The organism is Rhizobium sp. WSM4643 (genome assembly GCF_025152745.1).
Taxonomy (GTDB): domain Bacteria; phylum Pseudomonadota; class Alphaproteobacteria; order Rhizobiales; family Rhizobiaceae; genus Rhizobium; species Rhizobium leguminosarum_I.
The window spans coordinates 2,083,693-2,102,758 of the sequence record NZ_CP104040.1; the positions used below are offsets into that span (position 1 = coordinate 2,083,693).

At 62.1% G+C, this 19,066-nt stretch carries 20 protein-coding genes; 7 read left to right on the forward strand and 13 right to left on the reverse strand.

Annotated elements, in window-relative coordinates:
* Window positions 1–71 precede the first annotated feature (71 nt).
* The 3 genes from N1937_RS10575 to tpiA all read right to left on the reverse strand — a co-directional run bounded on the left by N1937_RS10575 (window position 72) and on the right by tpiA (window position 3,291).
* Window positions 72–1,700: a CTP synthase gene (locus N1937_RS10575; protein ID WP_017964388.1), complete on the reverse strand. Its 1,629-nt coding sequence runs from the start codon at window positions 1,698–1,700 to the stop codon at window positions 72–74.
* Between the two features lie 143 nt (window positions 1,701–1,843).
* Window positions 1,844–2,389, reverse strand: a complete 546-nt coding sequence (secG, locus tag N1937_RS10580; protein WP_017964389.1) for a preprotein translocase subunit SecG — start codon at window positions 2,387–2,389, stop codon at window positions 1,844–1,846.
* A gap of 131 nt (window positions 2,390–2,520) precedes the next feature.
* Window positions 2,521–3,291: a triose-phosphate isomerase gene (gene tpiA / locus N1937_RS10585; RefSeq protein WP_017964390.1), complete on the reverse strand. Its 771-nt coding sequence runs from the start codon at window positions 3,289–3,291 to the stop codon at window positions 2,521–2,523.
* Here tpiA and N1937_RS10590 point away from each other — a divergent pair.
* The gene (locus N1937_RS10590) at window positions 3,239–3,463 is read left to right on the forward strand and encodes a hypothetical protein (protein ID WP_170261415.1); all 225 of its coding nucleotides are present in this window, start codon (window positions 3,239–3,241) and stop codon (window positions 3,461–3,463) included. The genes tpiA and N1937_RS10590 overlap by 53 nt on opposite strands.
* Window positions 3,464–3,487: 24 nt before the next feature.
* On the opposite strand, the gene N1937_RS10595 is transcribed toward N1937_RS10590, so the two are convergent.
* On the reverse strand, window positions 3,488–4,387 hold the full coding sequence (locus N1937_RS10595; protein WP_260058630.1) for an alpha/beta hydrolase: 900 nt from the start codon (window positions 4,385–4,387) through the stop codon (window positions 3,488–3,490).
* A gap of 218 nt (window positions 4,388–4,605) precedes the next feature.
* On the opposite strand from N1937_RS10595, the gene parE reads away from it, so the two are divergent.
* The 3 genes from parE (at window position 4,606) to N1937_RS10610 (ending at window position 9,382) form a co-directional block, all read left to right on the forward strand.
* The gene (gene parE / locus N1937_RS10600) at window positions 4,606–6,705 is read left to right on the forward strand and encodes a DNA topoisomerase IV subunit B (RefSeq protein ID WP_260058631.1); all 2,100 of its coding nucleotides are present in this window, start codon (window positions 4,606–4,608) and stop codon (window positions 6,703–6,705) included.
* A gap of 203 nt (window positions 6,706–6,908) precedes the next feature.
* Window positions 6,909–8,045 (forward strand): esterase-like activity of phytase family protein, encoded by a 1,137-nt coding sequence (locus tag N1937_RS10605; RefSeq protein ID WP_260058632.1) that lies wholly within the window; start codon window positions 6,909–6,911, stop codon window positions 8,043–8,045.
* A gap of 119 nt (window positions 8,046–8,164) precedes the next feature.
* Window positions 8,165–9,382, forward strand: coding sequence for an AI-2E family transporter (locus N1937_RS10610; protein ID WP_162117121.1), 1,218 nt, complete (start codon window positions 8,165–8,167; stop codon window positions 9,380–9,382).
* Window positions 9,383–9,401: 19 nt separating this feature from the next.
* On the opposite strand, the gene N1937_RS10615 is transcribed toward N1937_RS10610, so the two are convergent.
* Window positions 9,402–9,860 carry a GNAT family N-acetyltransferase gene (locus tag N1937_RS10615; RefSeq protein ID WP_260058634.1) on the reverse strand — a complete coding sequence of 153 codons (459 nt, stop codon included), beginning with the start codon at window positions 9,858–9,860 and terminating at the stop codon, window positions 9,402–9,404.
* Window positions 9,861–9,988: 128 nt separating this feature from the next.
* On the opposite strand from N1937_RS10615, the gene N1937_RS10620 reads away from it, so the two are divergent.
* On the forward strand, window positions 9,989–10,411 hold the full coding sequence (locus tag N1937_RS10620) for a hypothetical protein (RefSeq protein ID WP_260058635.1): 423 nt from the start codon (window positions 9,989–9,991) through the stop codon (window positions 10,409–10,411).
* On the opposite strand, the gene N1937_RS10625 is transcribed toward N1937_RS10620, so the two are convergent.
* The 3 genes from N1937_RS10625 to N1937_RS10635 all read right to left on the reverse strand — a co-directional run bounded on the left by N1937_RS10625 (window position 10,408) and on the right by N1937_RS10635 (window position 12,853).
* On the reverse strand, window positions 10,408–11,550 hold the full coding sequence (locus tag N1937_RS10625) for a DUF2336 domain-containing protein (protein ID WP_260058637.1): 1,143 nt from the start codon (window positions 11,548–11,550) through the stop codon (window positions 10,408–10,410). The two genes, N1937_RS10620 and N1937_RS10625, sit on opposite strands and share 4 nt — an antisense overlap.
* Window positions 11,551–11,651: 101 nt before the next feature.
* A complete protein-coding gene (locus N1937_RS10630) occupies window positions 11,652–12,269 on the reverse strand; it encodes a flavin reductase family protein (protein ID WP_017964398.1) in 618 nt (205 codons plus the stop codon).
* Window positions 12,269–12,853, reverse strand: coding sequence for a nitroreductase family protein (locus N1937_RS10635; RefSeq protein ID WP_170278055.1), 585 nt, complete (start codon window positions 12,851–12,853; stop codon window positions 12,269–12,271). The genes N1937_RS10630 and N1937_RS10635 overlap by 1 nt, the downstream gene beginning before the upstream one ends.
* Before the next feature lie 114 nt (window positions 12,854–12,967).
* Between N1937_RS10635 and N1937_RS10640 the strand changes: the two genes are divergently transcribed.
* Window positions 12,968–14,068: a hypothetical protein gene (locus N1937_RS10640; RefSeq protein WP_162117116.1), complete on the forward strand. Its 1,101-nt coding sequence runs from the start codon at window positions 12,968–12,970 to the stop codon at window positions 14,066–14,068.
* A 160-nt stretch (window positions 14,069–14,228) separates the two neighbouring features.
* Here N1937_RS10640 and thrS read toward each other — a convergent pair whose 3' ends face one another.
* From thrS to N1937_RS10665, 5 genes are all read right to left on the reverse strand, one after another.
* Window positions 14,229–16,214 carry a threonine--tRNA ligase gene (gene thrS / locus N1937_RS10645; RefSeq protein WP_260058639.1) on the reverse strand — a complete coding sequence of 662 codons (1,986 nt, stop codon included), beginning with the start codon at window positions 16,212–16,214 and terminating at the stop codon, window positions 14,229–14,231.
* A gap of 124 nt (window positions 16,215–16,338) precedes the next feature.
* Entirely contained in the window at window positions 16,339–16,866 is a 528-nt protein-coding gene (locus N1937_RS10650; protein ID WP_017964402.1) for a DUF1697 domain-containing protein, read from the reverse strand.
* On the reverse strand, window positions 16,863–17,282 hold the full coding sequence (locus tag N1937_RS10655; protein ID WP_260058640.1) for a DUF2267 domain-containing protein: 420 nt from the start codon (window positions 17,280–17,282) through the stop codon (window positions 16,863–16,865). Before N1937_RS10655 ends, N1937_RS10650 begins: the two co-directional genes overlap by 4 nt.
* A gap of 5 nt (window positions 17,283–17,287) precedes the next feature.
* A complete protein-coding gene (gene yidD / locus N1937_RS10660) occupies window positions 17,288–17,692 on the reverse strand; it encodes a membrane protein insertion efficiency factor YidD (RefSeq protein ID WP_162117113.1) in 405 nt (134 codons plus the stop codon).
* Window positions 17,693–17,697: 5 nt separating this feature from the next.
* Window positions 17,698–18,144: an iron-sulfur cluster assembly scaffold protein gene (locus tag N1937_RS10665; RefSeq protein WP_260058641.1), complete on the reverse strand. Its 447-nt coding sequence runs from the start codon at window positions 18,142–18,144 to the stop codon at window positions 17,698–17,700.
* A gap of 307 nt (window positions 18,145–18,451) precedes the next feature.
* Here N1937_RS10665 and folE point away from each other — a divergent pair, with 307 nt between their 5' ends.
* Window positions 18,452–19,066 carry a GTP cyclohydrolase I FolE gene (folE, locus tag N1937_RS10670; protein WP_017960561.1) on the forward strand — a complete coding sequence of 205 codons (615 nt, stop codon included), beginning with the start codon at window positions 18,452–18,454 and terminating at the stop codon, window positions 19,064–19,066.

The window sequence follows — 19,066 nt, forward strand, 5'->3', positions numbered from 1 at the left end:
GCCGGCAAGTTAGCGCAGGCACGGATGTTATCCAGATCGCGCCTGAAACAACGCGATCTGGTTTGCATGCATCAGACGAGGCGGCTCTGTTCCGTTGCCGCTTCGATGAAGCTGGCAAACAGCGGATGCGGGTCGAGCGGCCGGCTCTTCAGTTCCGGATGGTACTGCACGCCGATGAACCACGGATGATCCGGATATTCGATCGTCTCCGGCAGCACGCCGTCCGGTGACATGCCGGAGAAGACGAGGCCGCAGTTCTCGAGCCGGTCCTTGTAGTCGATATTCACCTCGTAGCGGTGGCGGTGACGCTCGGAAATATCGGTGGAACCGTAGATATCCGAGATCTTCGTGCCCTTCTTCAGCGCCGCCTTGTAGGCGCCGAGGCGCATCGTACCGCCGAGATCCCCGGCTGCCGTGCGCTTCTGCAATTCGTTGCCCTTGACCCATTCGGTCATCAGGCCGACCACCGGTTCTTTCGTCGCGCCGAATTCGGTCGAGGAGGCACCGGACACGTCGGCGAGATTGCGCGCCGCCTCGATGACCGCCATCTGCATGCCGAAGCAGATGCCGAAATACGGCACCTTGCGCTCCCGGGCAAAGCGGGCAGCGTGGATCTTGCCTTCCGAACCGCGTTCGCCGAAGCCGCCGGGCACGAGGATGCCGTGCACCTTTTCGAGATAGGGCGCCGGATCTTCCTTTTCGAAGACCTCGGATTCGATCCATTCGAGGTTGACCTTGACGCGATTGGCGATGCCGCCGTGATGCAGCGCCTCGATCAATGACTTATAGGCATCCTTGAGGCCGGTATATTTGCCGACGATCGCGATGGTCACCTCGCCCTCCGGCGTGCGGATGCGATTGCAGACCTCTTCCCAAGGGTCGAGCCGCGGCTTTGGCGCCGGCTCGATGCCGAAGGCGGCAAGGACTTCGTCGTCCAGGCCTTCCTTGTGGTAGGCGATCGGCACGTCATAGATGTTGGCGACGTCGAGCGCCTGGATGACGGCGGACGGGCGAACGTTGCAGAATAGCGAGAGCTTGCGGCGTTCGGCTTCCGGAATTTCGCGGTCGGCGCGCACCAGCAGGATATCGGGATGAATGCCGAGCGCCTGCAGTTCCTTGACCGAATGCTGCGTCGGCTTGGTCTTGAGCTCGCCGGCCGCCGGAATGTAGGGCATCAGCGTCAGGTGGACGTAGACGGCAGTGCCGCGCGGCAGGTCGTTGCCGAGTTGGCGGATCGCCTCCATGAACGGCATCGCCTCGATGTCGCCGACCGTGCCGCCGATCTCGCAGATGACGAAGTCGTAATCGCCATTACCCTCGGTGACGAAATCCTTGATCTCGTTGGTAACGTGCGGGATGACCTGCACCGTCGCGCCGAGATAATCGCCGCGCCGTTCCTTGTCGATGATGTTCTTGTAGATGCGGCCGGTGGTGATGTTGTCGGTCTTGGTCGCCGAACGCCCCGTGAAACGTTCGTAATGACCGAGATCGAGATCGGTTTCCGCGCCGTCGTCGGTGACGAAGACCTCGCCGTGCTGGGTCGGGCTCATCGTGCCCGGGTCCACGTTCAGATAGGGGTCGAGCTTGCGAAGCCGGACCCGATATCCACGGGCCTGCAGCAACGCTCCGAGAGCCGCGGCCGCAATTCCTTTTCCGAGAGAGGAAACCACGCCGCCAGTGATGAATACGTATCGCGCCATGGGAGTCACCGGATACCTTTTCAAAAACGATTCCACCAGCCCAAAAATTCTTTTCCAGAACTTTCGGTGCGTGGCGCAGGAATCTGAACAAAAGAAAACCGGCAGACCCGAGGGCCTGCCGGCGGTTTATGTCGAAGACCGGCTTACTGTCCCGTCGGGACGCCGGAGGGCTGAGCCGGTGCCGGCGCGGCCGGAGCTGCGGGCGTTGCCGGGGCGGTCGTTGCCGGGGCAGTTGTTGAAGGCGCGGTGGCCGCCGGGGCCTGAGTTGCCGGAGTGCCAGTTGCCGGCGCCCCAGTTGCTGGAGCTTGAGCTGCGGGAGCCTGCGGTGCGGGCGTCGCTGCCCCGCTGCTCGGAACACCGTTGCCGGCCGGCTGGTTTGCCGGAGCCTGCCCGCCGCCGAGCGAATCGAGAATACCGTTGCCCTGGCCGCCTGTTGCCGGAATGCGATCGAGAATGTCGCTCGGACGGCCCTCGTAACGCGTCAGTATGCCGAGGCCGAGCGAAGTCAGGAAAAACAGCGTCGCGAGAATCGCGGTGGTGCGCGTCAGTGCATTGGCCGTGCCGCGGGCCGACATGAAGCCCGAACCGCCGCCGATGCCGAGGCCGCCGCCTTCCGAGCGCTGGATGAGCACGACGCCGACAAGGGCGAGCACGATCATGAGATGGATGACAATCAATACGGTCTGCATGGGTCCAGTCCTGCCCGCCTCGAGACGGACAAAGTTAAGAATTCTGGCGGCTCTTTACATGAGGCTTTCATCTATTCCAAGCCCTTCGGCCAGGAATAAACTCGGGAATAAACTCAGGAATAAAAAATGTCTCAGGCGAGCAGCGCCTCATAGGCCCGGTAGATGGCGAGGAAGTCGGCCGCTTTCAAGCTCGCTCCGCCGATCAGCGCCCCGTCGACATTGGCAATGCCCATCAGCTCGTGGGCATTGGCCGGTTTGACCGAACCGCCGTAGAGAAGACGCATCTTGCGGCCGTCATCACCGAAGCGGGCCACAAGTTCTGCGCGCATGAAGGCATGCGCCTTTTCGACATCACCTGATGTCGGCGTCACACCGGTGCCGATCGCCCAGATCGGCTCGTAGGCGATGACTGTCCTCTCAGCGGTGGCGCCGTCCGGAACCGAGGCGGAAAGCTGGCGCTTGATGACGTCGAGCGCCTGGCCTGTCCGGCGTTCATCCGCGGTTTCGCCGATGCAGATGATCGCCGTCAGCCCGGCAGCGAAGGCGGCCTCCGCCTTGGCGCGGACCAGATGGTCGGTTTCGGCATGGTCGGTGCGCCGCTCGGAATGGCCGACGATGACATAGGTGCCGAAACAATCGGCAATCATCTCGGCCGAGATGTCGCCGGTATGCGCACCGGACGGGTTCTGATGGCAGTCCTGAGCGCCGATCGCCAGCGGGCTGTCGGTGCACAGCGCCGTCGCCACATAGAGCAGCGTCGTCGGCGGGCAGATCAGCGCTTCGACCTTGTCGGCCAGCGGCGGGCGAACACCCTCGGCGATCGCTTTGATCTGATCCAGGGAGGCACGCATGCCATTCATTTTCCAGTTTCCCGCCACAAGCGGGCGCACATCAGGTGTCATGCCGGCCTTCCACAATCTGCTTATGCCTTGGGCAATATCAAAAGCTTGCAGCAAAGAAAAGCATCATGCCCTTGACGTAAGGGGAATCTCTGCGATCCCGCGCATATTTCTGCCGAAAATCGTCCGCTATAGCGCCGCGCGTCTTATTGGACACGCTGAGGTAGCATTTTGAATTCACGCATCGGCCCGCTGCGCTCTAGCCGGCGAGAATCCAGTTCAACACCCTGCGCCAGTCGATCATCCGGATTGGCGTCCCGTGATTGCCGGTCTGAAACAGCGTGAAACGCGCCGGATATTTTGCCTTGTGCAGGCTTTCGAACAGCGCTTGCTGGGCGGCGGCGGCATAGACAGGATCGCGGCTGCCATGGGCGAACCAGAGCGGCAGCTTCGCCTTGTAGAGGGCGCTCCTGGTGAAATCGGGATCGGTCACGCCGCTCATGATCAGCATGCCCTTCAGCCGCTTGACGCTGTCGCTGTCACGCGCAATGCCCCAGCAGACCTGGCTGCCCATCGAGGCGCAGGAAAGGATGATCGGCCGACCGGGTGATTGCGCACTGGCATAGCGGATCAGGCCGGCGATCGCCGCAACGCCGCTGCTGTCGAAGCCCTTGACCGTCGGCGAATAATAAACGCCGCCATTGCCGGCGACGAGGTTCTTCAGCCGGTTGAAATTGCCGCCGAAGCTGTAGTCGTTGGCGCCGAGCCGCCGGTCACCGTCGCGCCCATGGATGAAAATCACCGTGAAGGCGGCATTCCCGACCGGTCCCACCCTGGTGACATCGAGCTCGATGCCGTCGACAGACAGCGTCTCGTCCGCTTGGGCCTTGCGGATGGCGAGCGCCACATATTTCTGCTGCACCCGCTTTTGCGGGATCTGGTCGCGGCCGTTGATATCTCGCATCTCGTCATAGTCGATGACCTCGAAGGCGCCGTCATCGCCCGTCTGCAGCACGGCCTGCTTCGAAAACAGGTCGTCCTTGAAAGGCGGCAAAGCTTCGGCTGCCTGCGCCGGGCCAACAGCGGACAGAATGGCCGCGGACAAGAAAAACGCCGCAATTGCCGTGAAGATGGTGCAATGACTTGTGGACATTCGCATTCGGATGGTTCCTGAAGCCCGCCGCCGCTTGCCATTCTGCACCCGGCAACGCAAATCATTTGGGAAAAGCCCGCCAAAACAGGCGGTGTCGCGTATAGATGTGCTTTCTGGCAAAATCTGCCTGATTCGCAAGGTGGCATGAAATGCGGTGATTTTGGGTCGGCGGCGCATGCCCGCCCAAGCCAGACCTAAGACAGGATGAAGATCTGAACGGCTCGATGGACGACAGCAACGACCTCTTTTCCGCAATGCCCCTCTCTGAAAAACGCGAGGAGGCGCAGAAGCCTGCGGCGCCCGCCGAACGGCCGCCGGCTCCGGCTGCGCCCGTCGCCGCAGCACCCCCTGCTGCCGGAGCCTCAGCACGTCCCGCGCCCGCCGCCTCGAACTCGGATGATTACGGCGCCTCGTCGATCCGCGTCCTCGAAGGCCTCGAGCCGGTGCGCATGCGCCCTGGCATGTATATCGGCGGCACCGATGAAAAGGCGCTGCATCACCTGTTTGCCGAAGTCATCGACAATGCGATGGACGAGGCGGTCGCCGGGCACGCCAATTTCATCGAGGTCTATCTTGACCTCGAGGGTTATCTCACCGTCTCCGACAACGGCCGCGGCATCCCGGTCGAGAACCATCCGCAGGTGCCCGGCAAATCGACGCTCGAAGTCATCATGACCAAGCTGCATGCCGGCGGTAAATTCGACGGCAAGGCTTATGAGACTTCAGGCGGCCTGCACGGCGTCGGCGTCTCAGTCGTCAACGCGCTCTCCGACGACCTCGAGGTCGAGGTGGCGCGAAACCGCAAGCTCTACCGCCAGCGCTTCTCCCGCGGCCTGCCGCAGGGCGGTCTCGAAGAGTTGGGCGACGTCCACAATCGCCGTGGCACCCGCGTGCGCTTCCATCCCGACCCCCAGATCTTTGGGGATCACATGAAGTTCGATGCCGCCCGCGTCTTTCGCATGGCGCGCTCGAAAGCCTATCTGTTCGGCGGCGTCGAAATCCGGTGGAGCTGCGAGGCAGGCGTCCTGCCCGAAGGTTCCGAGGTGCCTGACAAGGCCGTCTTCCACTTCCCCGGCGGCCTGAAGGACTATCTCCAGGCGACGATGGGCAAGGAGTTCACCGTTACCCGCGAGATCTTTGCCGGCAAGACCGAGAAGACCAGCGGCCACGGCTCGATGGAATGGGCGATCACCTGGTATGGCGGCGATCCGCAGGTACATTCCTATTGCAACACCATCCCGACGCCCGAAGGCGGCACGCATGAGGCCGGCCTGCGCATCGCGCTGACCAAGGGCCTGAAAGCCTATGCCGAGCTGACGCAGAACAAGCGCGCCGCGCAGATCACCACCGACGACGTGATGATCTCGGCCGTCGGCATGCTGTCGGTCTTCATCCGCGAGCCGGAATTCGTCGGCCAGACCAAAGACAAGCTTGCGACCGTCGAGGCCCAGCGTATCGTCGAGAACGCGCTGCGCGATCCCTTCGACCATTACCTTGCCGATAACCCGAACGAGTCGGCCAAGCTGCTCGACTGGGTGATCGAACGCGCCGAGGAGCGCCTGCGCCGCCGCAAGGAAAAGGAAGTCAACCGCAAGACGGCGGTGCGCAAATTGCGCCTGCCCGGCAAGCTCGCCGACTGCTCGCAGAACACCGCCGAGGGTGCCGAACTCTTCATCGTCGAGGGCGATTCGGCAGGCGGTTCGGCCAAGCAGGCGCGTAACCGCGCCAACCAGGCCATTCTGCCGCTGCGCGGCAAGATCCTCAATGTTGCCAGCGCTGGCCGCGAAAAACTCGGCGCCAACCAGCAGCTCGCCGATCTCGTCCAGGCGCTCGGCTGCGGCACGCGCTCGAAATACCGCGACGAAGACCTGCGCTACGAGCGCATCATCGTCATGACCGATGCCGACGTCGACGGCGCCCACATCGCCTCGCTGCTTATCACCTTCTTCTATCAGGAGATGCCGGAACTGGTGCGCGGCGGCCACCTCTTCCTCGCCGTGCCGCCGCTCTACAAGATCACCCAAGGTTCGAAATCCGCCTATGCCCGCGACGACAATCATCGCGCCGAACTGATGCAGACGGAGTTCAAGGGCAAGGCCAAGGTCGAGATCAGCCGTTTCAAAGGCCTCGGCGAGATGATGCCCGCCCAGCTCAAGGAAACCACCATGGATCCGTCCAAGCGCACCCTGCTCAAGGTGCTGATCGACGAGGTGGATTTCGAAGGCACGCGCGCCGCCGTCGACGATCTGATGGGCACCAAGCCCGAAGCCCGCTTCCGCTTCATCCAGGACCGCGCGGCTTTCGCCGAAAATCTCGATATCTAGAATATGCCGTTGAGCGCGCCGAATGGTCGGATAGACACGGGTTCGGCATGCCGCATTTTAGCATCGACGATTTCACGGAACTGACGAAGAACCGTAACAACTCCGTCAAACAACCGGCGCATGAAGCGGTCGGCGTGCGTCCTCCCCTGGAGGAACGCCTGCGCCGGTTCGAACCGTTTTCAACCCCTTGCCGGATATTTGTCATGACCAAGCGTTTTCTCGCGACTGCTGCTTTCGTTCTCCTGTCCAGCACCGTCACTGTCAGCGCCACCGATATCGGCGCCACCTTCGAGACCGCCTGCCCCTTTGGCGATTGTGCCGCCGGCATTTCGCTCTCCTATCTCGGTGAATTCGTTATCCCCACCGGCCACATGGAAAACGGCGTCGAATTCGGCGGCATTTCCGGCCTAGATTTCGATGCCGCCACCGGCCACTATCTCGCCATCAGCGACGACCGCTCGGAAAGAGGCCCGGCCCGCTTCTACGAACTCGACGTCGATCTCGAGGCGTCTGGCCTCAAGGGCGTTTCGGTCGTCAAGCAGGTGACGCTGAAGGACAAGAATGGCGAGCCCTTCGCTGCCCGGGCCGTCGATCCGGAATCGATCCGCCTCGGCAAGGACGGCATCTATTGGGGCAGCGAAGGCGACGGCAAGGCGCTGCTTCCGCCCTTCGTCCGCGTCACTTCGCCGGACGGTTCCTTTGTCCGTGAGTTCAAGCTGCCGGAAGGCTTTGCCCCGACCGCAGACAAATCGACCGGCATCCGCGACAACCTCGCCTTCGAAGATCTCGCCGTCGCGCCCTCAGGCGATGTTTTCGTCGGTGTCGAAGCGGCCCTTTACCAGGATGGCCCGAACCCTTCGCTGACATCAGGCAGCCTGTCGCGCATCATCCGTTACGACGGCGCCACCGGCGAGCCGAAGGCCGAGTACGTCTATCCGGTCTCACCAATCCCGCAGGCCGCTACCAAGGCCGACGGCGGCAATGACAACGGCATGTCGGAGATGCTCGCCCTGGACGATCACCACCTGCTCGCCGTCGAGCGCAGTTATGCCCAGGGCTTCGGCAACAGCATCAAGATCATGATGATGGATCTGACTGATGCCACCGATGTATCCGCCATCGCGTCCCTCGCGAAGAACGACCAGCGCGTCGTTCCCGTCCGCAAGAGCCAGGTCCTCGATTTGAGGGCGATCGGCCTCGTTCCCGACAATATCGAGGCCATGTCGCTCGGCAAGGCCAAGGACGGCACCGATGTTCTCATTCTCGGCTCCGATAATAATTTTTCGACCAGCCAGAAGACGCAATTCTACGCCTTCAAGATTCTCAGCCGCCCGCAGTAGTAAGAGGCCCGGGTCTGAGGGCCGAATAGCGACGCTTTGTATACGCTTTCATGGTGCGGACCTTGAAACCGCCGGGTTGATGGCCCATAACCAGAGTACAAGAAAAAGAAGAGGCGCGCGTGGGTGTGTTTGACCGTCAGAAAAGCAATCATGAACCGCGATGGCTCGGATCGTCGGCGCAGACGCGCACGCCGCTGATTCCCTCCATTTCGGCGGCGCGCTGGCTGCTCGTCCTGGTCGTCGCTGCCGGCGTCTATTTCTTCTACGGCTTCCTCGTGCCGGTGCTCGCAGCCCTCGTCATCGGCTTCGCCAGCTGGCCACTCTACCGCAAGCTTCTTGCCCGCGTCGGCGGTAATACGACGATCGCCGCGACCATCGCCATCATCATGATCATCACTTTCCTGGTCATCCCGATCGGGCTTGCTGTGACCTATACGACGGGCGAAGTACGCACCTGGGTCACCTGGGCAATCCACGCCAACCGCGCCGGCGCCCCGACGCCCGACTGGATCGTCGCATTGCCTTGGGCCGGCGCCTATCTCGATGAAGTTTGGACAAAATATATCGGCAGTCCCGGCGCCCTCGGCGAAGTCATTCAGGCGGTCAGCGGCGCCAATATCGGCAACATCTACCGCGCCGTGCTGGCGGCGGGCGGCGGCGCCTTCCACCTGCTGCTGACGCTGCTCTTCATGCTGATCGCGTTGTTCTTCGTCTATCGCGACGGTTTCTCCTTCTCCAAGCAGATCGATATGCTCGGCGAGCGCATCCTGCCGAACCGCTGGGAGCGCATTTCCCGCGTGGTGCCGGCGACGATCAGTTCCACCGTCATGGGCATGACGCTGATCGCGATCGGCGAAGGCATCGTGCTCGGACTTGCCTACTGGATTGCCGGCGTGCCCTCGCCGGTGACGCTCGGTGTGCTGACCGGCGTGATGGCGCTGATACCGGGCGGTGCGCCACTCTCCTTCTCGCTGGTCTCCATTTATCTGTTGGCGAGCGGCTCGCATGTCGCCGGCATCGGTCTCTTCGTCTGGGGCACGGTCGAGCTCTTCATTGTCGACAAGACCCTGCGGCCGAAACTCGTCGGCGGTCCGATCAAGCTGCCCTTCCTGCCGACCTTCTTCGGCCTCGTCGGCGGCGTCAAGACGATGGGTTTTCTCGGCATCTTCATCGGTCCGGTGCTGATGGCGCTGATCGTCGCCATCTGGCGCGAATGGATCCACGAAGCCCGCAATGCCGACAAGAGCGAAAGCGGACCGCAGATCATTATCGACGATCGGGCCCCGCCGCCAGTCCCCGGTTCGCCGAAGGCCATGCCGCGCGTCGCCGAAGGCTGAACATCGCTTCGCAGGTGGGTTACCCCAGCCGCTTTTCCAAAAACAGGCTGAGCGGATCCGGCAGATAGCTGCCGAAAGGCTCGATTTCCCGATATCCGTATTTGCGGTAGAGCGCGATTGCCTCCGGCTGGTAGATGCCGGTTTCGAGCCGGATCGCCGTCAGCCCCTTTTCCCCGGCGATTGCTTCGAGCGCATTCATCAGGCCGCTGGCGATCCTCAGCCCCCTCGCCTCGGGATCGACGAACATGCGCTTGATTTCCGCCGTGCCATCGCCGGCCTCGACCAGCGCGCAGCAGCCGACGATCGCATCGCCGCTGCGCGCAACGAGGAAGCTCACCGAAGGTTTCTCCAGTAAGGAGAGGTCGACCAGATGGTTGCTTTCTGCCGGATAGAGCGATTGCGCATAGGCATCGGAAAGATCGAGAAGCCGGATGACGCCCTGCTGGCGCGGCGGCTCCAGGGCAATGGTGACGGACATGCTGGCTCCCTCTGCTAGCGCTGGGCACAATTTCCCCGATATGACGAAGAGTTAATGCCCTTGCCTTCATTCGGTTGGAATTGCGCCCTCTAAGACGATGAAGTGCTCAATAATCAAGGAAGCAGAATATGCAAGCGGTGCTGATCGCGATGACCATTCTCGGCTGCGACGATTCCATCAGCCAATGCAATTATGTCGCGACGGTCGATAAACGCTGGGAAACCGTTTCCGCCTGCGATGCCGAGGCCGAACGACGGCTGAAGACCTATGTGAATGTCAATTATCCCTCGGTGATCGCAGTCTGCGAGGCGCCGAAAGCGATCGCCGCCGCCGAGCCGCCGAAGCCGGCGGCCGTGCCTGGCGCTGCGCCCGAGGTCGCTGTCGCAACGCCCGAGGAACCCGCAGGAAGGATCGCCGGTTTTGCTGAAGGCATCGCCGGGCAGGTCCGCGCCCATCTGCCCTCGGGCAGAAGCGTCAGAGACACACTTACCAAGCCGGTGCATTTCGTCTCCGCCAGCTATTCCTGGGTGGCGACGCGGCTAGCTGATTAGGCCGCCGCAAGCGCCGCATAGACGCGGGCCGATTGTCGCCGCTCGGTGACGCTAAGCTTTTCCACCATATCGAGCAGTTCGCCGATCGCGCCATGCGCGTCGTGATGGCGGAATTTTTCGAGAAGACGGCCGCAGACATTACCGAGCACGCTCGCCGGCGCTTTTCTGGCGGCGTCGCGCCACAGCATCGTCGCCTCGACGAAGATGACGCTGATATCCCTGGGCAGGCCGGCGGACTCATAAAGCGCACGCACGGCATGCATGCGCCCGGTTGCCAGGATCGAACGCACGCGGCGCTCGCTGCAGCCCGTGAGATCGACGATCGCGCCGGCGAAGAAATCCACCTTGCCGGCGCAGAGCGCATGCATCAGGAAGGACGGCGTCAGTCGGCCGATAAGGCGCAGGTGCTGGACGAGGTCGGGTATTTCGCGTGGGGCAATGTCGCCGGCGATCGAAACGATGGCAGCCTCGGTTGCCTCGCGGCTGATGCGCTGGAGCCGCTGCAGGCCGATCGCCGCCTGTGCCAGCGGCAGGCCAACCAGCGCATTGCTGACATGCTCGGTCAGCAACTGGCGGGCATCGGCCGGAAGGTCGCTGCGGTCGAGAAGCAGGTTGCGGATATCGCAGCAGTCGCCGAGCCGTTCGGCGACGCGTTTCAGCGACAGGCTGGAGATTACCGCGCCGTCATTCTCCAGCAGGCAGAGCAGTTCTTCTTCGTCGCCGACCTCCGCAAGGGCGGCGGAAACCGGCCGAGTCACATGCGCCCTCGCCGCGATCAGCATGCGGGTGGCGCCGTTGCCGCGCGCGGCAAGGTCGACCAGATCGGCATCGCTCAAAAGCGGCGAACAGGTCACGGCGTGGCAGGCGACCTCGGGCTGGTCCTCGGCAAGCGAAAGGACCAGGCTGCGCGGCGCATCGGGCGACCAGGCGATCGCCTCGGCAAGTGCAAGCCGCACGCGCGGCGACGGATCGTCGAGAAGAAAGGTCATCGCCATCTCGGCCGCCGCCCGTTCGTCGCCGGACATTTCGGACTGCAGATAGGCTCGCCCGAGAGCGCTTGCGGCCCGGGCCCGGTCGCCTGTCTTGGCCGTTTCGACCCAACGAAGAAAAGCTTCTACGATCACGCGACGCCCCAGCACTTCAACGCGATTCTTTCGCGCTCTTTTCAATACTGCGACCGTAGCGGCAAAAGGTTTAAGATTGGTTCACCATATTTCTTAAGCCTTTGTATGCCTTGCGATTAGCCTTCAATTGGTGGAAGTTGCGGCCGAACCATCTCGAAAACATCGCTGCCATCGCTGTAATCCATATAGCCCATGCGGGCGAGAGGCCGGGCAATCGACATGTCGAGGCGGCCGTTCCTGACGATCGCTTCGTCGATGCGGATGCCGATCACTTCGCCGAAGACCAGGACGTTTTCGGACGGCGCGCCCGACAGCGTCTTCGGCTCGACGATTTCGGTCACCTTGCATTCGAGCACCGCGAAAGCCTCGCCGACATAGGGCGCGTCGATCAGTTCGGCCTGCTTCGGCGTCAGGCCGGCGAAATCGAATTCGCTGTCGCCGTAAGCCAGCGCCGCCGAGGAAAGGTTCATCTTCTCGGCGAGATCGCGGCTGACGAAATTGCAGGTGAAGACGCCGGTCTCGGCCGCATTGCGCTGGCTGTGCTTGCGTCCGGCGGAAGAAAACATCACCAGCTTCGGCCGATCGGCAACGGCATTGAAAAAAGAATAAGGCGCGAGATTGATCGAGCCGTCCCTGCCCTTGCTACCGATCCAGCCGATCGGGCGCGGCGACACGATCGCCTTGAAAGGATCATGCGCAAGCCCATGCCGGTTGCTGTCGGTGGTATAGAACATCAATCGTCTCCGCCGACCCAGGTCACGGTGTCGCCAAGCTCCGGCCGAGGCCGCTCGATTGCCGGAAATGTCGTCGAGCCGATATGGATGAAGCCCGCCACCCTTTCATCAGGCCGGACGCCAAGCAGCGGATAGGCGCGCTTGTCATAGGCGAACCACTCCGTCAGCCAGTTGGCGACATAACCGTTGGCGTTGGCGGCGAGAATGACATTGAAGCAAAGCGCGCCTGCCGACATCAACTGCTCCCATTCCGGGATCTTGATATGCGGTCCCGCCTTGCTGACGACGGCGACGACCACGGGCGCGCGGGTGAAACGGTTGCGCTCGACCTCGATCATCTCTTCCGAAAGGTCAGGTTTTGTCTGAAGTGCCAGCGTCAGAAGCTCCTCGCCGAGACGCACGCGCTGCTCTCCGCGATAGACGATGAAGCGCCAGGGGGCGATCTTGCCGTGATCGGGAACACGCGAGGCAAGACGCAGGATTTCCTCGATCTCGGCCTTCTCGGGGCCTGGTTCGCACATCTGGAAAGCGGGGATGGAGCGGCGCACGGCGAGGTAGTCGATCAGCTTGATATCGGATTTCATGCGGGAGAGGCTCTCATTATTTATGCTGCTGCAAAGGGTGGGTCTTGAATTTGCCACCGCGTTGGTCTTGAAGTGGCCTTTGCGATTTCAGAAGTCAATCGGTTCACGAAACAGATGTTTGGCATTTTGCCTTTTGCACGCATCGGCCTTGCCATTGCCCTGATGGTATTGATGCCCCTCGGCGCCGGCGCTCAAGATGCCTTCAAGGGATTCAAACAGCTTGAATCGACGCCGAAGATGCCGAAGCTCGATGCCTTCATCGCGCCCGGCACGGTGCCCGAAGGGGTCAAGCTGCACGACGTCCCGATGGAGGCCAAGCTGACGGCGGACGGCGCGCCGGTTGAGGAAGGCCTCTCCTGGTACGTCTTCAGCCCGATCGCCGGAGCCGATGGCAAGCTGCCGCTGATCGCCAGCGCCAAGGGCGGACCTGCCGCCTTCCAGCTCGCCCCCGGTGATTATTTCGTCAACGTCTCTTTCGGCCGCGCCGGCGTCACCAAGAAATTGACCGTGCCCGCTGAAGGCGAGGTCGACAAGCAGGTGATGGTGCTCGATGCCGGCGGCCTGCTGCTCAATGCCGTCTCCGGCACCGACGCCCGCATCCGCCCCGACCAGTTGAGCTTCTCGATCTATTCTTCGGAAGTGCGCGACGATGGCGAGCGCGGCCTCGTCATGGCCGATGTCTCGCCGAATACCATCGTCCGCCTCAATGCCGGCACCTATCACATCGTTTCCGAATATGGCAGCGTCAACGCCGTGATCCGCGCCGACATCCAGGTCGAGGCCGGCAAGCTGACCGAAGCGACGATCCAGCATCGCGCCGCGCAGATCACCTTCAAGCTGGTCTCCGATGCCGGCGGCGAGGCGATCGCCGATACGGCATGGTCGATTCTGACCGCGGCCGGCGACAGCGTCGGCGAAAGTGTCAGTGCCTTCCCGACCATGGTCCTCGCCGAAGGCGGATATTCCGCCGTCGCCCGCAACAAGGACAAGATCTACCAGCGTGATTTCACCGTCGTTGCCGGCAGGAACACTGATGTCGAGGTTCTGATGAAGGACCAGCAGCCGCAGCCACCGGTGGATGCTGCCCGCACGGTGCAACAAGTGCCAGTCGGCACGCCGCCCCCGCCAGGCGTCCAGCCGGCCCCGGTGGCGCCGCTACCCTCCTACGAACAGCTCGTGCCGCAGCAGGGCGGTGACGACACCAGCCTCGATTGATTTTAACTTTACTGGTTTCGTTTGATCGGCGGCGTCTCATGACGACGCAGCGCGGCGACACCATCAAGAAGACGGCGTCGTACGTTCACGGCGGCTCTATTGCGGTTACATATCGGATTTCTGACAGCGCCACGCCCGGCGCTGTCAGATTCCGGTTATTTCATGCCGCCTTGGCTTTTTTTGCTTCGGCCTTGCGACGAATGTCGGGCGGCGTCGCTTCAAGGGCAAGGCTCTCGACGGCAGCGTCAAGCTCCATCGAAACCTGTTCCTGGCTGCCGAGGCGACGGATGTTGACCGTGCGCTCCTCGGCTTCCTTCCTGCCGCAGACGATGATGACAGGAACCTTGGTGACCGAATGCTCGCGGACCTTGTAGTTGATCTTCTCGTTACGGAAGTCGGTCTCGACGTTGAGGCCGGCCTCGCGCAGCGCCTCGGCCACTTCAAGCCCGTAGGCGTCGGCTTCCGAGGTGATCGTTGCGACCACCACCTGAAGCGGTGATACCCAGAGCGGCATGTGACCGGCGAAGTTCTCGATCAGGATGCCGAGGAAGCGTTCCATCGAGCCACAGATGGCGCGGTGGATCATCACCGGCTGCGTTTTTTCCGAGTTGCTGTCGATGTAGAAGGCGCCAAAACGTTCCGGCAGGTTGAAGTCGACCTGCGTCGTGCCGCACTGCCATTCACGGCCGATCGCATCCTTCAGCGTATATTCGAACTTCGGCCCGTAGAAGGCGCCCTCGCCCGGCAGGATTCCGGTCTTGATGTTGTTGGACTGCTGCTGGATCGTCTCCAGCACGCCCATCATCACGTCTTCGGCACGGTCCCAGAGCTCGTCCGAACCGACGCGTTTGTCCGGCCTTGTCGAGAGCTTGATGGTGACTTCGTCGAAGCCGAAATCCTTGTAGACCGAAAGAATGAGATCGTTGATCTTCAGGCATTCGGCGGCCATCTGCTCGTCGGTGCAGAAGATGTGGGCATCGTCCTGCGTGAAGCCGCGCACGCGCATCAGCCCGTGCAACGCGCCCGACGGTTCGTAACGGTGGACATTGCCGAATTCGGCAAGCCGGATCGGCAGCTCGCGGTAGGATTTCAGCCCGTGCTTGAAGATCTGGATGTGGCCGGGGCAGTTCATCGGCTTCAGTGCGAAGACGCGGTCGTCGTCGGTATCGTCGCCGGCAACCGTCACCTTGAACATGTTGTCGCGATACCAGCCCCAGTGACCGGAGGTTTCCCACAGCGACTTGTCGAGCACCTGCGGCGCGTTGACTTCCTGATAATCGCCGGCAAGCCGGCGGCGCATATAGGCGACCAGCGTCTGGAAGATGCGCCAGCCCTTGCCGTGCCAGAACACGACGCCCGGGCCCTCTTCCTGGAAATGGAACAGATCCATCTCGCGGCCGAGGCGGCGGTGATCGCGCTTTTCGGCTTCGGCAAGCATATGCAGGTAGTTGTCGAGCTCCGACTGCTCGGCAAAGGCCGTGCCGTAGATGCGGCTCAGCATCGGATTGTTGCTGTCGCCGCGCCAATAGGCGCCGGCCACCTTCAAGAGCTTGAAGGCGCTGCCGATCTGGCCGGTCGAGGCCATGTGCGGGCCGCGGCAAAGATCGAACCAGTCGCCCTGGTAATAGATCTTGAGATCCTGCCCTTCCGGGATCGCGTCGACGAGTTCGACTTTGTACTGCTCGCCCTTGTCGGCGAAGACCTGTTTCGCCTTTTCGCGCGACCAGACCTGCTTGGTGAAGGCGGCGTTGCGGGCGATGATCTCCTTCATCTTCTTTTCGATCTTCGGCAGATCGTCGAGTGTGAAGGGCTCGTTCTTGGCGAAGTCGTAGTAGAAACCGTTTTCGATGACCGGGCCGATCGTCACCTGGGTGCCGGGCCACAGCTCCTGAACGGCTTCCGCCATGACATGCGCCGCGTCGTGGCGGATGAGTTCCAGCGCGCGGTCGTCATTGCGGGTGATGATCTCGATTCTGCCCGTCGTCACGGGATCGGAAAGGTCGCGCACGGTGCCGTCGATCGCAACGGCCACTGCCTTCTTGGCGAGCGACTTGGAAATAGATTCGGCGACATCCCGGCCGGTTGCGCCGGCATCGTAGCCGCGCACGGAACCATCGGGAAATGTCAGGGAAATAGCTTGGGACATCGAAATTCTCCTTGTCCAGTCCCGCCAACGAATGCGGGTGGTTGACATGAAAGCGCCTCCGCGGAGCTGAATGCGCCGCCGCCTGATAGCCAGATTTGCTGCGTGAGTAAAGACGAAGCCCGGGCTACATGATCATTTCAGTCAGCCCGCGCACGGTGTTCCAGTTGCGCATCGTACCGACGCCGAGCCGCTTGGTCGTCAGCGCCGAAAGCAGTTTGGACTGGCTCGGCTTGCCGGCGAAATCGATCCAGAGATCGCCGCCGACGACGGCGATGCGCTGTCCCTCCGTCATCAGCGGTTTCAGCGCCTCCACCTTCTTGGGGTCGACCGGCAGGCGCATCACCCGGACGATGACCTGGTCACCATTGCCGTCCTTGAAGGGATTGGTGCTGCAAAGCGCCATCCAGGTGCAGTCGCTGCGCACGATGATATCGACATGTTTGCCGAACTTTTCTTCAAACCCCTCCTCGAGGGCTACTTCGAGTTCGTGCGGCCGCATCTCGTCGGCCTCGAAGACGAGATTGCCTGTGGAAACCAGCGTGCGCGGCTCGCGATAACCGAGCTCTTCGGCAAGTGCGCGCAAATCCTGCATGACGACGCGGCGGTCGGGCGCCAGGACAATGCTGTGCAGAAGGGCGATGAAGGTGCTCATGGCTGCCAGAACTCCTCTGCGCCGTCGGGCAAGGTCTTCAGCACTCTGTCGAATGCGGCGGCGTCGACATGTTTTCGCAGAGCCATCGCCACGTCTCGGATGGCTGTGTCGGGAGCAAAATTATGGTCACCGCGCAGTGACTGCACCTCCCGCGTCATCGCCGCGCGATCCTCGAAGGACCGTTTGGCCTCGTCGGGATTCCAGTCGGCGACGAAGATCGCACGCAGCACCGGCGGCAGCACATCGGCGAACCGGAGCGCGTCTGCCACATCGAGGCGGCAGCGGAACGTCTGAAAGACCCCTTGGGTCATGGTGTAGACCACATTGCGGCTGTCGATCAGCGTATCGGCTCTGATATCCTCGAGATAAGCGTCAAAGTCTTCCGATGCACGCCTGTATCGGCCGGGCATCGTCATGGCGGTCAGCCTCTCTTGCGTCCGAGGGCGAGATAACGCCACGGCGTCCACCAGCGGAAGCTGTCGCCGAGCATCTCCGGCACCTGATCGAGGCCGCTGGTGCCACCCGGGCCGCAGCGGCCGACGCGAAACAGCGTCATCCAGCCGCCGGCCCAAAGGCCGTGGCGGGCGATCGACTCGTAGCCATATTCGGAGCAGGTCGGGATATGGCGGCAGGAATTGCCGATGAAGCCGGACAGCGTCAGCTGGTAGAGGCGGATGAGCCCCATGCCGAGCAGACGGTCGGGGGTCTTGCGGAACGGACCGGCATAGTTGCGGGAGGTGCGTGCGGCCTTTTCACGCGGCTTTTTGCGTCCGGCGGCGCCGCCGTCATCCTCATCGTCAGCCTGCGGGGCGCAGAACTCGCACATCTCGGTTATGCCTCGACAACTTCTGCCCGTTTCGCCTCAATCTGCCCGATCGCGTCGACGACGGCATCGAAGGTCAGCATCGTCGAGGCATGGCGGGCCCTGTAGTCCCGCACCGGCAGCAGATAGCGCATGTCTTCGAACCGTCCCTGAGGCCCCGCCCCGTCCGCCTTCAACATGGCAAGCATGTCTTGGCGCGCCTGGCGCAATTCGTCCGATGTGGCGCCGACGACATGGCGGGCCATGATCGAGGACGAGGCCTGTCCTAGCGCGCAGGCCTTCACCTCATGGGCAAAGCCGGTCACGGTATCCCCGTCCATCTTCAGCCAGATATGCACCTTCGAGCCGCAGAGCTTGGAATAGGCCTGGGCGGTCGCATCGGCATCATCAAGCGTGCCGGTCAACGGAATATTGCCGGCGAATTCGAGGATTTTGCTGTTATAGATGTCGTCCATACTGGATTTCCGCTCCAAAATCGCTGCGGATCGGCCTCTGCAGGGGGTGTTATTGTCGTCAAAACAAAAAACACACCGTGTCGTCTGAGGATACTTACATATAATGGCCGTCTTCCTATATGTATGTCGTTCGAAGGCCATGAAAATGCAATGGCCTCGTGTAAGTTTGATTGGGAAACCGTGCCGGACGGGCTGAATGTGCCCTGAAAGCCCCGGAGCCTGCCAAAGGTGCATGAATTCCCGCATGGGATGACCAGTGGCGATTCCGACAGATGGGTCCGCGGTGCGGACCAGGAGACCATTGTTCATGGACGCAATCGTAAAAAACTTTCCCCAGACGAACCGCGACTCGGATCGCCCCTCCCAGCAGGAGGCGGAGGAAGCCGTTCGCGTTCTGTTGCGCTGGGCCGGCGACGACCCGACGCGTGAAGGCCTGCTCGAAACGCCGGCCCGCGTCGTCAAATCGTACCGCGAGCTTTTTTCCGGTTACGACATGGCGGCGGAAGACGTGCTCGGCCGCACCTTCGAGGAGGTCGCCGGTTACGACGACATGGTCCTCGTCAAGGATATTCCGTTCTACTCGCATTGCGAACACCACATGGTGCCGATCATCGGCAAGGCCCACGTTGCCTACATGCCTGACGGGCGTGTGCTCGGCCTGTCGAAGATTGCCCGTGTCGTCGAGATCTATGGCCGTCGGTTGCAGACCCAGGAAACGATGACCGCCCAGATCGCCCGGGCAATCGACGATACGCTTAATCCGCGCGGTGTCGCAGTGCTGATCGAGGCCGAACATATGTGCATGGCGATGCGCGGCGTTCAGAAGCAGGGCTCGACCACGTTGACGACGACGTTTACGGGAACGTTCAAGACTGAGCCGGCCGATCAGGCCCGTTTCATGACCATGGTGCGGAGCCGCTGA

Excerpts from the sequence above, each read along its gene's own strand:
- N1937_RS10575 (WP_017964388.1), bottom strand. The coding sequence starts at position 1,700 with ATGGCGCGATACGTATTCATCACTGGCGGCGTGGTTTCCTCTCTCGGA.
- secG (WP_017964389.1), bottom strand. The coding sequence starts at position 2,389 with ATGCAGACCGTATTGATTGTCATCCATCTCATGATCGTGCTCGCCCTT.
- N1937_RS10590 (WP_170261415.1), top strand. The coding sequence starts at position 3,239 with ATGCCATTCATTTTCCAGTTTCCCGCCACAAGCGGGCGCACATCAGGT.
- tpiA (WP_017964390.1), bottom strand. The coding sequence starts at position 3,291 with ATGACACCTGATGTGCGCCCGCTTGTGGCGGGAAACTGGAAAATGAAT.
- N1937_RS10595 (WP_260058630.1), bottom strand. The coding sequence starts at position 4,387 with ATGCGAATGTCCACAAGTCATTGCACCATCTTCACGGCAATTGCGGCG.
- parE (WP_260058631.1), top strand. The coding sequence starts at position 4,606 with ATGGACGACAGCAACGACCTCTTTTCCGCAATGCCCCTCTCTGAAAAA.
- N1937_RS10605 (WP_260058632.1), top strand. The coding sequence starts at position 6,909 with ATGACCAAGCGTTTTCTCGCGACTGCTGCTTTCGTTCTCCTGTCCAGC.
- N1937_RS10615 (WP_260058634.1), bottom strand. The coding sequence starts at position 9,860 with ATGTCCGTCACCATTGCCCTGGAGCCGCCGCGCCAGCAGGGCGTCATC.
- N1937_RS10620 (WP_260058635.1), top strand. The coding sequence starts at position 9,989 with ATGCAAGCGGTGCTGATCGCGATGACCATTCTCGGCTGCGACGATTCC.
- N1937_RS10630 (WP_017964398.1), bottom strand. The coding sequence starts at position 12,269 with ATGTTCTATACCACCGACAGCAACCGGCATGGGCTTGCGCATGATCCT.
- N1937_RS10635 (WP_170278055.1), bottom strand. The coding sequence starts at position 12,853 with ATGAAATCCGATATCAAGCTGATCGACTACCTCGCCGTGCGCCGCTCC.
- N1937_RS10640 (WP_162117116.1), top strand. The coding sequence starts at position 12,968 with ATGTTTGGCATTTTGCCTTTTGCACGCATCGGCCTTGCCATTGCCCTG.
- thrS (WP_260058639.1), bottom strand. The coding sequence starts at position 16,214 with ATGTCCCAAGCTATTTCCCTGACATTTCCCGATGGTTCCGTGCGCGGC.
- N1937_RS10650 (WP_017964402.1), bottom strand. The coding sequence starts at position 16,866 with ATGAGCACCTTCATCGCCCTTCTGCACAGCATTGTCCTGGCGCCCGAC.
- N1937_RS10655 (WP_260058640.1), bottom strand. The coding sequence starts at position 17,282 with ATGACGATGCCCGGCCGATACAGGCGTGCATCGGAAGACTTTGACGCT.
- yidD (WP_162117113.1), bottom strand. The coding sequence starts at position 17,692 with ATGTGCGAGTTCTGCGCCCCGCAGGCTGACGATGAGGATGACGGCGGC.
- N1937_RS10665 (WP_260058641.1), bottom strand. The coding sequence starts at position 18,144 with ATGGACGACATCTATAACAGCAAAATCCTCGAATTCGCCGGCAATATT.
- folE (WP_017960561.1), top strand. The coding sequence starts at position 18,452 with ATGGACGCAATCGTAAAAAACTTTCCCCAGACGAACCGCGACTCGGAT.